Source organism: Pandoraea capi (assembly GCF_902459735.1).
GTDB classification, from domain to species: domain Bacteria; phylum Pseudomonadota; class Gammaproteobacteria; order Burkholderiales; family Burkholderiaceae; genus Pandoraea; species Pandoraea capi.
In genome coordinates, this window is the sequence record NZ_CABPRV010000005.1 from 130,925 (window position 1) to 144,271 (window position 13,347).

11 protein-coding genes are annotated in these 13,347 nt (G+C 61.2%); all 11 read left to right on the plus strand.

Annotated features, from left to right (window positions below):
• The 11 genes from PCA20602_RS12465 to nuoN all read left to right on the plus strand — a co-directional run bounded on the left by PCA20602_RS12465 (window position 1) and on the right by nuoN (window position 13,229).
• Window positions 1-1,254 carry an NADH-quinone oxidoreductase subunit D gene (locus tag PCA20602_RS12465; protein WP_150721503.1) on the plus strand — a complete coding sequence of 418 codons (1,254 nt, stop codon included), beginning with the start codon at window positions 1-3 and terminating at the stop codon, window positions 1,252-1,254.
• Between the two features lie 170 nt (window positions 1,255-1,424).
• Window positions 1,425-1,925: an NADH-quinone oxidoreductase subunit NuoE gene (gene nuoE, locus PCA20602_RS12470; RefSeq protein ID WP_069345047.1), complete on the plus strand. Its 501-nt coding sequence runs from the start codon at window positions 1,425-1,427 to the stop codon at window positions 1,923-1,925.
• On the plus strand, window positions 1,922-3,214 hold the full coding sequence (nuoF, locus tag PCA20602_RS12475; protein WP_069345048.1) for an NADH-quinone oxidoreductase subunit NuoF: 1,293 nt from the start codon (window positions 1,922-1,924) through the stop codon (window positions 3,212-3,214). Before nuoE ends, nuoF begins: the two co-directional genes overlap by 4 nt.
• Before the next feature lie 29 nt (window positions 3,215-3,243).
• A complete protein-coding gene (gene nuoG, locus PCA20602_RS12480; RefSeq protein ID WP_150721504.1) occupies window positions 3,244-5,556 on the plus strand; it encodes an NADH-quinone oxidoreductase subunit NuoG in 2,313 nt (770 codons plus the stop codon).
• Window positions 5,557-6,621 carry an NADH-quinone oxidoreductase subunit NuoH gene (gene nuoH / locus PCA20602_RS12485; RefSeq protein ID WP_044455301.1) on the plus strand — a complete coding sequence of 355 codons (1,065 nt, stop codon included), beginning with the start codon at window positions 5,557-5,559 and terminating at the stop codon, window positions 6,619-6,621. It abuts the gene before it with no gap.
• A 23-nt stretch (window positions 6,622-6,644) separates the two neighbouring features.
• The gene (gene nuoI, locus PCA20602_RS12490) at window positions 6,645-7,136 is read left to right on the plus strand and encodes an NADH-quinone oxidoreductase subunit NuoI (protein WP_039399235.1); all 492 of its coding nucleotides are present in this window, start codon (window positions 6,645-6,647) and stop codon (window positions 7,134-7,136) included.
• A gap of 80 nt (window positions 7,137-7,216) precedes the next feature.
• Window positions 7,217-7,852: an NADH-quinone oxidoreductase subunit J gene (locus tag PCA20602_RS12495; protein WP_150721505.1), complete on the plus strand. Its 636-nt coding sequence runs from the start codon at window positions 7,217-7,219 to the stop codon at window positions 7,850-7,852.
• Window positions 7,853-7,861: 9 nt separating this feature from the next.
• The gene (nuoK, locus tag PCA20602_RS12500) at window positions 7,862-8,173 is read left to right on the plus strand and encodes an NADH-quinone oxidoreductase subunit NuoK (protein ID WP_023596640.1); all 312 of its coding nucleotides are present in this window, start codon (window positions 7,862-7,864) and stop codon (window positions 8,171-8,173) included.
• A 14-nt stretch (window positions 8,174-8,187) separates the two neighbouring features.
• Window positions 8,188-10,239 carry an NADH-quinone oxidoreductase subunit L gene (nuoL, locus tag PCA20602_RS12505; protein WP_069345052.1) on the plus strand — a complete coding sequence of 684 codons (2,052 nt, stop codon included), beginning with the start codon at window positions 8,188-8,190 and terminating at the stop codon, window positions 10,237-10,239.
• Window positions 10,240-10,257: 18 nt separating this feature from the next.
• On the plus strand, window positions 10,258-11,739 hold the full coding sequence (locus PCA20602_RS12510; protein WP_150721506.1) for an NADH-quinone oxidoreductase subunit M: 1,482 nt from the start codon (window positions 10,258-10,260) through the stop codon (window positions 11,737-11,739).
• Window positions 11,740-11,759: 20 nt separating this feature from the next.
• Window positions 11,760-13,229 carry an NADH-quinone oxidoreductase subunit NuoN gene (nuoN, locus tag PCA20602_RS12515; RefSeq protein ID WP_150721507.1) on the plus strand — a complete coding sequence of 490 codons (1,470 nt, stop codon included), beginning with the start codon at window positions 11,760-11,762 and terminating at the stop codon, window positions 13,227-13,229.
• Window positions 13,230-13,347: the final 118 nt, after the last annotated feature.

A 13,347-nucleotide genomic window follows, 5' to 3' on the forward strand; every position in this document is an offset into this window, starting at 1 on the left:
GTGGCAGACATCAAGAACTACACCCTGAACTTCGGTCCGCAGCACCCGGCAGCGCACGGCGTGCTGCGCCTGGTGCTCGAGCTGGACGGCGAAGTGATCCAGCGCGCCGATCCGCACATCGGCCTGTTGCACCGCGCGACCGAAAAACTCGCCGAGTCGAAGACGTTCCTGCAATCCGTGCCGTACATGGATCGTCTCGATTATGTGTCGATGATGTGCAATGAGCACGCATACGTCATGGCGATCGAAAAGCTGCTCGGCGTCGACGTGCCGATTCGCGCACAATACATCCGTGTGATGTTCGACGAGATCACGCGCGTGCTGAACCACCTGATGTGGATCGGCTCGCACGCCCTCGACGTGGGCGCAATGGCCGTGTTCCTGTACGCCTTCCGTGAGCGCGAAGACCTGTTCGACGTATACGAAGCCGTCTCGGGCGCCCGCATGCACGCGGCGTACTACCGTCCGGGTGGCGTGTACCGCGATCTGCCGGACACGATGCCGAAATATCGCGCGTCCAAGTTCCACAACGAGCGCGCGATCAAGAAGATGAACGAAGCACGCGAAGGCTCGCTGCTCGATTTCATCGAAGATTTCGCCATCCGTTTCCCGAAGTGTGTCGACGAGTATGAAACGCTGCTCACCGACAACCGTATCTGGAAGCAGCGTCTGGTAGGTATCGGCGTGGTGTCGCCGGAACGTGCGATGCAGCTCGGTTTCTCCGGCGCGATGCTGCGCGGCTCGGGCATCGCCTGGGACCTGCGCAAGAAGCAGCCGTACGAAGTGTATGACCGCCTCGAGTTCGAGATTCCGGTGGGTAAGGAAGGCGATTGCTACGACCGTTATCTGGTGCGCGTGGAAGAGATGCGCCAGTCGGCCAGCCTGATCCGCCAGTGCGTGAAGTGGCTGCGTGCGAATCCGGGGCCCGTGATCACGGATAACCACAAGGTGGCACCGCCGTCGCGCGTCGAAATGAAGTCGAACATGGAAGAGCTGATTCACCACTTCAAGCTCTTCACCGAAGGCTTCCACGTGCCCGCCGGCGAGACGTATGCCGCTGTCGAGCATCCGAAGGGCGAGTTCGGTATCTATCTCGTGTCGGACGGCGCCAACAAGCCGTATCGCCTGAAGATTCGCGCGCCGGGCTTTGCCCACCTTTCTGCGCTCGACGAGATGGCGAAGGGTCACATGATTGCCGACGCTGTGGCGATCATCGGTACCCAGGACATCGTGTTCGGCGAGATCGATCGCTAAATGCGCAGCGGGCGCCCCAGGCGCCCGCAGGTTTTATTCGGCAGGGTTTCGCAGGTCGATGCCATTGCCGTTCCAGTAGCCGTGCCAGTAGTGCGTGGGCAGTCGACAAAGTCGACGCGCCCGCGCTGGCACGAGCGGGGATAACGTTTTAGAAAACAGTCGGATCGGAAATGCTTTCTCCCGAAGCCCTGAAGAAAATCGACCGCGCCGTTGCCAAATACCCTGCCGAGCAGAAGCAGTCGGCGGTGATGCACGCGCTTGCCGTAGCGCAGGTCGAAAAAGGCTGGTTGTCGCCCGAAGTGATGCAGTTCGTGGCGGATTACCTCGAAATGCCCGCAGTCGCGGTGCAAGAGGTCGCAACCTTCTACACCATGTTCAACACGAGCCCCGTGGGCAAGTTCAAGTTGACCGTGTGCACGAACCTGCCTTGCCAGCTCACGCGTGGCGAAGAGATGGCCAAGTACCTGAAGGAAAAATTGGGCGTCGAGTATGGCGATATCACGCCCGACGGCCTCTTCACGGTCAAGGAAGGCGAGTGCATGGGTGCTTGCGGCGATGCTCCCGTCATGCTGGTGAACAACCATCGCATGTGCGGCTTCATGAGCGAACAAAAGGTCGACGCGCTTATCGACGAGCTCAAGGCCAAGGGCGCCGCAGGAGAGAAAGCATGACGTCGCTGCACAACCGTCACATCAAACCGCTGATTCTCGCCGGTCTGAACGGCGAGAACTGGCACCTCGAGGACTACGTCAAGCGCGGTGGTTACCAGCAGCTCGCACGTATCCTGAAAGAGGGCATCACGCCGGAGCAGGTCATTGCCGACGTCAAGGCGTCGGGCCTGCGGGGTCGCGGGGGCGCAGGCTTCCCGACCGGCCTGAAGTGGAGCTTCATGCCGCGTGCATTCCCGGGGCAGAAGTACCTCGTCTGCAACTCGGACGAAGGCGAACCCGGTACGTTCAAGGACCGTGACATTCTTCGCTACAACCCGCACTCGCTGATCGAAGGCATGATCATCGGCGGTTATGCGATGGGTATCACCGTCGGCTACAACTACATCCACGGCGAAATCTACGAAGTGTACGAACGCTTCGAAGAGGCCCTGGATGAGGCGCGCGCTGCCGGTTATCTGGGCGACAACATTCTCGGTACGGATTTTTCGTTCCAATTGCATGGCCACCATGGTTACGGTGCGTACATCTGCGGCGAAGAAACGGCACTGCTCGAATCGCTCGAAGGCAAGAAGGGCCAACCGCGCTTCAAGCCGCCTTTCCCGGCGAGCTTCGGTCTGTACGGTAAGCCTACGACCATCAACAACACCGAAACGTTCGCTGCCGTTCCGTTCCTGCTGGCCACCGGCCCGCAGCAGTATCTGGAACTGGGCAAGCCGAACAACGGCGGCACCAAGATTTTCTCGGTGTCGGGCGATGTCGAGTTGCCGGGTAACTACGAAGTGCCGCTGGGCACCCCGTTCCCCGAGCTGCTCGAACTGGCCGGCGGCATGCGCGGCGGCAAGAAGTTGAAGGCAGTGATTCCTGGCGGTTCGTCGGCGCCTGTCGTGCCGGCCGGGCTGATGATGGAAACCACGATGGACTACGACAGCATCGCCAAGGCTGGCTCGATGCTGGGTTCGGGCGCGGTGATCGTCATGGACGAAACGCGCTGCATGGTGAAGTCGCTGCTGCGTCTGTCGTACTTCTACTACGAAGAATCGTGCGGTCAGTGCACGCCGTGCCGTGAAGGTACGGGCTGGCTGTGGCGCGTGGTCAATCGTATCGAGCACGGTGAAGGCCGCAAGGAAGATCTGGACCTGCTCAACTCGGTGGCCGAGAACATCATGGGCCGTACCATTTGCGCGCTGGGCGACGCCGCAGCGATGCCGGTGCGCGGCATGCTCAAACACTTCTGGGACGAGTTCGCCTACCACGTCGAGCACAAGCATTGCTTGGTCGGCGCTCACTAATCCCTTTTGACGCTTGGCATTGAACCGCTATGGTTGAAATCGAAATTGACGGCCAAAAGGTCGAGGTGCCCGAAGGCAGCATGGTGATCCAGGCTGCCAAGAAGAACGGCACCTATATTCCCCACTTCTGTTACCACAAGAAGTTGTCCATCGCTGCGAACTGCCGCATGTGCCTGGTCGAGGTCGAGAAGGCCCCGAAGGCAGTGCCGGCATGTGCTACGCCGGTGGCCAGCGGCATGATCGTGCATACGAACTCCGAGAAGGCTGTGAAGGCACAGCAATCGGTGATGGAGTTCCTGCTGATCAACCACCCGCTCGACTGCCCGATCTGCGATCAGGGCGGTGAGTGCCAACTCCAGGATCTGGCCGTTGGTTACGGCAAGTCGGCATCGCGCTATCAGGAAGAGAAGCGCGTGGTGTTCCACAAGAATGTGGGCCCGCTGATCTCGATGGAAGAGATGTCGCGCTGCATCCACTGCACCCGTTGCGTGCGTTTCGGTCAGGAAGTGGCCGGCGTCATGGAATTCGGCATGCTGGGTCGCGGCGAGCACTCGGAAATCACGTCGTTCGTGGGCAAGACGGTCGACTCCGAACTGTCGGGCAACATGATCGACCTGTGCCCGGTCGGTGCACTGACCTCTAAGCCGTTCCGCTACAGCGCCCGTACGTGGGAACTGTCGCGCCGCAAGTCGGTGAGTCCTCACGATGGCGTGGGTGCGAACCTCGTGGTGCAAGTGAAGAACAACAAGGTCATGCGCGTTGTGCCGCTCGAGAACGAAGCGGTCAACGAGTGCTGGATCTCGGACAAGGACCGTTTCTCGTACGAAGGTCTGAACAGCGACGAGCGCCTCACGAAGCCGATGCTCAAGCAAGGCGGCGAGTGGCATGAAGTCGACTGGCAGACGGCGCTTGAGTACGTCGGTCACGGTCTGACGGACATCATCCGCGACTTCGGCGCCGATGCCGTCGCCGCGCTGGCGTCGCCGCACGCGACCATCGAAGAACTGCACCTGCTGCAAAAGTTCGTGCGCGCACTGGGTAGCGACAACGTCGACTTCCGTCTGCGTCAGACGGACGTGTCGGGCGGCACTCAGGGTGCCCCGTGGCTCGGCTTGCCGATCGCCGAACTCGATACGCTGCAAAGCGCGCTGGTCGTCGGTTCGTTCCTGCGCAAGGATCATCCGCTGTTCGCCTCGCGTCTGCGCTCGGCAGTGAAGGCCGGTGGTCAACTGAATCTGCTGCATGGCTCGGACGACGATCTGCTGGTGAAACTCGCCAACAAGATCATCGCTGCGCCGAGCGCCTGGGTGAGCGAGCTGGCCGGTATCGCCGTGGCCGCTGCCGCTGCCAAGGGCGTCGCCGCTCCGGCAGAACTGGCCGGTGTGAGCGCAAGCGACTCGGCCAAGGCCATTGCCGCGTCGCTGATCAACGGCGAGCGTCGTGCGATTCTGCTGGGTAACGCTGTGGTGCAGCATCCGCAATTCGCTCAACTGCACGCCGTCGCGCAAGTGATCGCTGACATCACCGGCGCCAAGCTGGGCTTCCTGACGGAGGGCGCGAACACGGTCGGCGGTTATGCCGTGAAGGCGACGAATGCGAAGGGCGCCGCTGCGCTGTTCGCGCAACCGCGTCAGGCTTACCTGCTGCTCAACGCCGAACCGGAATTCGACTCGGCTGATGCGAAGCAAGCACTCACGGCACTGAACGCTGCGAAGATGGTCGTCTCGCTCTCGCCGTTCAAGCACGGTCTTGAATACGCCGACGTGCTGCTGCCGATCGCGCCGTTCACGGAAACGGCCGGTACGTTCGTCAACGCCGAAGGCCTGCCGCAACATTTCAACGGTGTGGTGCGTGCGCTGGGTGAAGCGCGTCCGGGCTGGAAGGTGCTGCGCGTGCTGGGCAACCTCCTCAAGCTGCAAGGCTTCGAGCAGGACACCGCCGAGCAAGTGCGCGACGAAGCGCTGGCCGGTTTCTCGGCAACATCGCTCGACAACCGTGCCAAGGCCGCACTGGCTGCGCCGAAGGCGGCGGCTCAGGGGCTGGAGCGTCTGGCCGATGTGCCGATTTACGCTGCCGATGCCCTGGTGCGCCGCGCACCGTCGCTGCAACTGACCAACGATGCCAAGGCTGCGCTGCGTGCCACGCTGCCGGCTGCGCTGTTCGACAGCCTGGGGCTTGCCAAGGGCGACGCGGTGCGCGTGCGTCAGGGCGACGCCGTGGTTACGCTGCCGGCCGCTCGCTCGGAAACGCTGCCTGCCAATGTGGTGCGTGTTCCGGCAGCCACGCCGGCGTCCGCCGCGCTTGGCGCGATGTTCGGTGAAATTTCGGTGGAGAAGGCGTAAATGAGCCTGAACGAAGTCATCAATCAATACGGCACGCAGTTGCTGGGCGTTGCCTGGCCGACGGTGTGGGCGCTGGTCCGCATTCTCGTCGTTGCCGTGATTCTGCTGCTGTGCGTGGCGTATCTGATTCTGTGGGAGCGCAAGCTCATCGGCTGGATGCACGTGCGTCTCGGTCCGAACCGCGTGGGTCCGGCCGGTTTGCTCCAGCCGATCGCCGACGTGTTGAAGCTTCTGCTCAAGGAAGTGATCACGCCGTCGCAAGTCAGCAAGGGCATTTACGCCATCGCGCCGGTCATGGCGGTGCTGCCGGCCTTCGCGATCTGGGCGGTGATCCCGTTCCAGCCGGGTGCCGTGCTGGCTGACGTGAACGCCGGTCTGCTCTACGCGATCGCGATTTCGTCGATCGGTGTGTACGGCGTGATTCTGGCCGGTTGGGCATCGAACTCGAAGTACGCGTTCCTCGGCGCCATGCGAGCATCGGCTCAGATGATTTCCTACGAAATCGCGATGGGCTTTGCGCTGGTCACGGTGCTGATGACGGCCGGCTCGCTCAACCTGTCGGACATCGTGCGCTCGCAAGAGCACGGCATGTTCGCAGGCATGGGGCTGAATCTGCTGTCGTGGAACTGGCTGCCGCTGCTGCCGATGTTCGTCGTCTACTTCATCTCGGGCATTGCCGAGACGAACCGCCACCCGTTCGACGTGGTGGAAGGCGAGTCGGAAATCGTGGCCGGTCACATGATCGAATACTCGGGCATGGGCTTCGCCCTGTTCTTCCTGGCCGAGTACATCAACATGATCATCATCTCGGCGCTGGCGTCGGTGCTGTTCCTGGGTGGCTGGAGTGCCCCGTTCGGCTTCCTGTCGTTCATCCCGGGTGTGTTCTGGCTGGCGTTCAAGGTGTTCCTGCTGCTGTCGGTGTTCATCTGGGTGCGTGCGACGTTCCCGCGCTACCGCTACGACCAGATCATGCGTCTGGGCTGGAAGGTGTTCCTGCCGTTGACGATCCTCTGGGTGATCGTGGTTGGGGGCTGGATCATGTCGCCCTGGAACATCTGGGGCTGAGGCGAACGGAGTAGAGGAATCCCATGGTAAGGGCAATCAAGGACTTTTTTGGCAGTTTCCTGTTGTTGGAACTGCTCAAGGGCATGGCGCTCACGGGGCGCTACACGTTCGCACGCAAGGTGACGGTGCAGTTTCCGGAAGAGAAGACGCCGCTGTCGCCGCGTTTTCGCGGTCTGCATGCGCTGCGTCGTTATCCGAACGGCGAAGAACGCTGCATCGCCTGCAAGCTTTGCGAAGCGGTGTGCCCGGCAATGGCCATCACGATCGAATCGGACGTGCGTGAAGACAACACGCGTCGTACCACGCGCTACGACATCGATCTGACCAAGTGCATCTTCTGCGGCTTCTGCGAAGAAAGCTGCCCGGTGGACTCGATCGTCGAGACGCACATTCTCGAGTATCACGGCGAGAAGCGCGGCGATCTTTACTTCACCAAAGAGATGCTGCTCGCGGTGGGCGATCGTTACGAAAACGAAATCGCGGCGGCCAAGGCGGCCGATGCGCCGTACCGTTAAAGCAGGGCAGGGCGCGTTGCCTGTGTAGCGCGCCCGGTACGGCAACAGACGTTGGCTAATTCTCGGCACACCCGGTGATTATGGAATTCACAACCTTTCTTTTTTACGTGTTTGCGCTGATCCTCGTGATCTCCGGCCTCAAGGTCGTGACCTCGCGCAACCCCGTGCAGTCTGCACTGTTCCTGGTGCTGGCCTTCTTCAACGCTGCGGCGATCTGGATGCTGCTCGAAGCCGAGTTTCTGGCAATCATGCTGGTGCTCGTCTACGTCGGCGCGGTGATGGTGCTGTTCCTGTTCGTGGTGATGATGATCGACATCAATCTCGACGAACTGCGTCGCGGCTTCGGCAAGTTCATTCCGCTGGCGAGTGCCGTCGGCGCGATCATGATCGTCGAAGCGGCGCTCGTGCTGATGCGCGGCTACGGCGCCACGCGTGCTCCGGTCAAGGCCGTGTCGGCACCGGATGTGCCGAACACCAAGGCGCTCGGTATTGCGCTGTACACCGACTACATCTTCGCCTTCGAAGTGGCAGGTCTGATCCTGCTGGTGGCCGTCGTGGCAGCCGTTGCGCTCACGATGCGTACCCGTAAGGACCACAAACAGACCGACCCGAGCCAGCAGGTGCGCGTGAAGAAGCGCGACCGCGTGCGTCTGGTGTCGATGCCCGCCGAAGCCCGGCAGCAATCCACCGGCACTGACAAGCCGGCGGCGGAATAAGGAGACAGCATGATGTCGTTGTCGCTAGCGCATTACCTGGTGCTGGGTGCGATTCTCTTCGCGATCAGCATTACCGGTATCTTCCTCAACCGCAGAAATGTGATTGTGCTGCTCATGGCCATCGAGCTGATGTTGCTCGCGGTCAATCTGAACTTCGTCGCGTTCTCGCATTACCTGGGCGACATTGCCGGCCAGGTATTCGTGTTCTTCATTCTTACGGTGGCCGCCGCAGAAGCTGCGATTGGCCTGGCCATTCTGGTCACGCTGTTCCGTAAGCTCGAAACGGTCAACGTCGAAGATCTCGACCGCCTCAAGGGTTAAAAGCGAACGCTGTTATGGCATCCACATTGAATCCCAACCTGCTGCTCGCGATTCCGCTGGCGCCGCTCGTCGGCTCCATGATTGCCGGCCTGTTCGGCAAGCAAGTCGGACGCGCGGGCGCCCACACGGTCACGATCCTCGGCGTACTCGTCGCGTTTGTTCTGTCGGTCATGACCTTCATCGACGTGCTGAACGGGGCGAGCTTCAACGCCACGGTCTACGAATGGGCGCGCATCGGCGAACTCAAGCTCGAGATCGGTTTCCTCGTCGACACGCTCACCGTGACGATGATGTGCGTGGTCACTTCCGTGTCGCTGATGGTGCACATCTACACCATCGGCTACATGTCGGAAGATCCGGGCTACCAGCGCTTCTTCTCGTACATCTCGCTGTTCACGTTCTCGATGTTGATGCTCGTGATGAGCAACAACTTCCTGCAACTGTTCTTCGGCTGGGAAGCGGTGGGTCTGGTCTCGTACCTGCTGATCGGTTTCTGGTACACGCGTCCGACGGCGATCTACGCCAACATGAAGGCGTTCCTGGTCAACCGTGTCGGTGACTTCGGCTTCCTGCTCGGTATCGGCCTGCTGCTGGCCTTCACCGGCACGCTGAACTACGGCGAAGTGTTCGCCAAGGCCAACGAAGTCGCGGCCCTGTCGTTCCCGGGCACCGACTGGCGCCTGATCACCGTCGCCTGTATCTGCCTGTTCATCGGCGCGATGGGTAAGTCGGCGCAGTTCCCGCTGCACGTCTGGCTGCCGGACTCGATGGAAGGTCCGACCCCGATCTCGGCGCTGATTCACGCGGCAACGATGGTGACGGCCGGTATCTTCATGGTGAGCCGCATGTCCCCGCTGTTCGAACTGTCGGACACCGCGCTGTCGTTCATCACGATCATCGGTGCGATCACGGCGTTGTTCATGGGCTTCCTGGGCATGATCCAGAACGACATCAAGCGTGTCGTGGCCTACTCGACGCTCTCGCAGCTCGGTTACATGACGGTCGCGCTCGGCGTGTCGGCCTACCCGGTCGCCATCTTCCACCTGATGACGCACGCGTTCTTCAAGGCGCTGCTGTTCCTCGGTGCCGGCTCGGTCATCATCGGCATGCACCACGATCAGGACATGCGCAACATGGGCGGCCTGTGGAAGTACATGCCGATCACGTGGATCACGTCGCTGCTGGGCTCGCTTGCCCTGATCGGTACGCCGTTCTTCTCGGGCTTCTACTCGAAGGACTCGATCATCGAAGCGGTTGCCGCCTCGCACCTGCCGGGGTCGGGCTTTGCCTACTTCGCAGTGGTCGCCAGCGTGTTCGTCACGGCGTTCTACTCGTTCCGTATGTACTTCCTGGTCTTCCACGGCAAGGAGCGTTTCGGTCAGGCGCATGCGCATGACCATCACGACGCGCACCACGAGGAAGAAGAGGACGCCCACGACGAGCACCACGGTCTCGCGCCGGGACAGAAGCCGCACGAGTCGCCTGCTGTCGTGACGATTCCGCTGATTCTGCTGGCGATTCCGTCGGTCATCATCGGTGCCATCGCGATTGCCCCGATGCTCTTCGGCGAGTTCTTCAAGCAGGGCGTAGCGTTCAAGGACGTGATTTTCATCGGCGAGAATCACCCGGCGATGGAAGAACTCGGCCACGAGTTCCACGGCTGGGTGGCCATGGCGCTGCACTCGTTCGGCACGCTGCCGATCGCACTGTCGGCCCTGGGCATCATTCTCGCGGCGTTCTTCTACCTCAAGCGCCCGGACATTCCGGAAGCGCTGAAGAACAAGTTCTCGGGCGTCTACAAGCTGCTCGATAACAAGTACTACATGGACAAGATCAACGAAGTGGTCTTCGCCAAGGGCGCGCTCAAGATTGGTCGCGGCCTGTGGAAGGCGGGCGATCAGGGCCTGATCGATGGCGCAGTCGTGAACGGCAGCGCGCGTCTGGTGGGCTGGTTCGCGGGTGTCATCCGCTTCGTGCAATCCGGTTACATCTACCACTACGCGTTCGCCATGATCATCGGCATGCTCGGGCTCCTGACGCTGTTTGTGACGTTGAACGGCAAGTAATAGGGGGAGCCAATAACAATGCAATCAATACCGCTTCTGAGTCTGGCCATCTGGCTGCCCATCGTTTCGGGGATTCTTGTCCTCGCGGTGGGTAACGACCGCAATCCGGGCGGCGCACGTGCGCTGTCGCTCATCGGTTCGCTGGCGAGCTTCCTGGTCACGCTGCCGCTGATCTCGAATTTCGACGCGAAGGCCTCGGCGTTTCAGTACGTCGAGAAGTCGAGCTGGATCGAACGCTTCCACATCAACTACTTCCTGGGCATCGACGGCATTTCGCTGTGGCTGGTCGTGCTCACGGCGCTCATCACGGTGATCGTGGTGATCGCGGGCTGGGAAGTGATCACGGAGCGCGTGGCGCAGTACATGGCCGCGTTCCTGATCCTCTCGGGTCTGATGATCGGCGTGTTCTCGGCGCAAGACGGCCTGCTGTTCTACGTGTTCTTCGAAGCCACGCTGATCCCGATGTACCTGATCATCGGTGTGTGGGGCGGCCCGAACCGCGTGTATGCGGCGTTCAAGTTCTTCCTGTACACGCTGCTCGGCTCGCTGCTGATGCTGGTCGCGCTGATCTATCTGTACAACGTGACGGGTTCGTTCACGCTGACGGACTGGTACGCCGCGAAGCTGCCGATGAACGTGCAGATACTGCTGTTCGTCGCCTTCTTCATGGCCTTCGCCGTGAAGGTGCCAATGTGGCCGGTGCATACCTGGCTGCCGGATGCCCACGTGGAAGCCCCGACGGGCGGCTCGGTGGTGCTGGCTGCCATCATGCTGAAGCTCGGTGCGTACGGTTTCCTGCGCTTCTCGCTGCCGATCGCACCGGACGCCAGCCATTACCTGTCGGGCTTCATGATCGCGCTCGCGCTGATCGCCATCGTCTACATCGGCCTCGTGGCACTGGTGCAGACGGACATGAAGAAACTCGTGGCTTACTCGTCGATCGCTCACATGGGCTTCGCGATCCTCGGCTTCTTCATGTTCAGCGAAATCGGCATGCAGGGCGCGATGGTGCAGATGATCTCGCACGGTTTCGTGTCGGGCGCCATGTTCCTGTGTATCGGCGTGCTGTATGACCGCATGCACTCGCGCAACATCGCCGACTACGGCGGTGTGGTGAACACGATGCCGAAGTTCGCCGCCTTCCTGATGCTGTTCGCGATGGCCAACAGCGGTCTGCCGGCAACGTCGGGCTTCGTGGGCGAGTTCCTCGTGATTCTGGGCGCCGTGAAGCTGAACTTCTGGGTGGGCCTGCTGGCTGCCACCTCGCTGATCACCGGTGCTGCGTACTCGCTGTGGATGTACAAGCGCGTGATTTTCGGCGCCATCGCCAACGATCACGTGCGCGAACTGGTCGACATCAACAAGCGCGAGTTCTTCATGCTTGCGGTGCTGGCGGCCCTCACGCTGTTCATGGGTATCTATCCGAAGCCTTTTACGGACCTGATGCATACCTCCGTGGTTAACCTCCTCGCCCACGTGGCGCAGACCAAGCTGCCGTAATCGGGGAGGACATCTAGATCATGCAAAACATTAATCTGCTGCCTGCGTTGCCGGAGGCCATCCTGCTGCTCATGATCCTCGTGATCATGATGTGCGACGCGTTCCTCGGCCAGACGCGCAAGCTCAACTACGTGCTGGCACTCATCACGACGGCTGTCGTGTCGGTGCTGTGGGCGTGCAACTCCGCCGACCCGGCGTCGCATTACCTGTTCGGCAATGTGTTCGTCGCCGACCCGATGTCGAACCTGCTCAAGGCCTTCGGTGGTCTGGCGACGTTCGTCACTTTCATCTACGGTCAGAAGTATCTGGAAGCGCGCGGTCTCGCCCGTGGCGACTTCTATGTCCTCAGCCTGTTCTCGCTGCTGGGCCTGTCGGTGATGATCTCGGGCAACAGCTTCCTGACGCTGTATCTGGGTCTGGAACTGATGTCGCTGTCGCTGTACGCACTCGCCGCCGTGTGGCGCGATTCGACGAATGCGACCGAGTCGGCCATGAAGTACTACGTGCTGGGCGCGCTTGCTTCGGGCTTCCTGCTGTACGGCATGTCGATGATGTACGGCGCGACGGGTTCGCTCGAACTGGCCAAGGTCTTCGAAGTGATCGCTTCGGGCGCCGTGAACAAGATCGTGCTGGTGTTCGGCGTGGTGTTCGTGGTCGCGGGTCTCGCGTTCAAGCTCGGTGCGGCACCGTTCCACATGTGGGTGCCGGACGTCTACCAGGGCGCACCGACCCCGGTCACGCTGCTGATCGGCGGTGCGCCGAAGCTGGGTGCCTTCGCACTGCTGCTGCGTCTGCTCGTCGAAGGCATGCTGCCGCTGGCGATCGACTGGCAACAGATGCTGATCATCCTGGCAGTGCTTTCGCTCGTGATCGGTAACCTGACGGCTATCGTGCAGACCAACGTCAAGCGTCTGCTGGCGTACTCGACGATCTCGCACATGGGCTTCGTGCTGCTGGGCATGCTCTCGGGCGTAGTGGGCGGCAAGATCGACGGTATCGCCGATGCTTACGGCTCGTCGATGTTCTACAGCGTGATCTATCTGCTGACGACGCTGGGCACCTTCGGTATCGTGCTGCTGCTTTCGCGTCAGGGCTTCGAAGCCGAGAACCTCTCGGATCTGAAGGGTCTGAACCAGCGTAGCCCGTGGTTTGCGTTCGTCATGCTGATGCTGATGTTCTCGCTCGCCGGTATTCCGCCGCTGGCAGGTTTCTACGCCAAGCTGGCTGTGCTGCAAGCGGTCGTGAACGCCGGTATGGTGTGGCTGGCTGTGGTGGCTGTGGTGGCATCGCTGATCGGCGCGTTCTACTACCTGCGTGTCGTGAAGCTGATGTACTTCGACAAGGCCGAAGACACCAACGCGCTGCAAGGCAGCGGTACGATGCGCTTCGTGCTGTCGCTCAACGGTCTGGCCATGCTCTATCTGGGCCTGATGCCGGGTTCGCTGATGGACTGGTGCCTGCGTACGATCAAGCTGACGCTGGCCAGCTAAGCGGCGGCAAGCAAAGGCATTTAGGGAACAGGACAGGGCGGATCGGAACGATCTGCCTTGTCGTTTGAACGACGGAATCGCGCGGGACATTGCGGGACGTTGCGGGAGATAGGAACGA

Bases quoted from the DNA above. Each gene is read 5' to 3' on its own strand.
- nuoH (WP_044455301.1), top strand. From the start codon at position 5,557: ATGAGCCTGAACGAAGTCATCAATCAATACGGCACGCAGTTGCTGGGC.
- nuoL (WP_069345052.1), top strand. From the start codon at position 8,188: ATGGCATCCACATTGAATCCCAACCTGCTGCTCGCGATTCCGCTGGCG.
- nuoF (WP_069345048.1), top strand. From the start codon at position 1,922: ATGACGTCGCTGCACAACCGTCACATCAAACCGCTGATTCTCGCCGGT.
- PCA20602_RS12495 (WP_150721505.1), top strand. From the start codon at position 7,217: ATGGAATTCACAACCTTTCTTTTTTACGTGTTTGCGCTGATCCTCGTG.
- nuoI (WP_039399235.1), top strand. From the start codon at position 6,645: ATGGTAAGGGCAATCAAGGACTTTTTTGGCAGTTTCCTGTTGTTGGAA.
- nuoN (WP_150721507.1), top strand. From the start codon at position 11,760: ATGCAAAACATTAATCTGCTGCCTGCGTTGCCGGAGGCCATCCTGCTG.
- nuoK (WP_023596640.1), top strand. From the start codon at position 7,862: ATGATGTCGTTGTCGCTAGCGCATTACCTGGTGCTGGGTGCGATTCTC.
- nuoE (WP_069345047.1), top strand. From the start codon at position 1,425: ATGCTTTCTCCCGAAGCCCTGAAGAAAATCGACCGCGCCGTTGCCAAA.
- PCA20602_RS12510 (WP_150721506.1), top strand. From the start codon at position 10,258: ATGCAATCAATACCGCTTCTGAGTCTGGCCATCTGGCTGCCCATCGTT.
- nuoG (WP_150721504.1), top strand. From the start codon at position 3,244: ATGGTTGAAATCGAAATTGACGGCCAAAAGGTCGAGGTGCCCGAAGGC.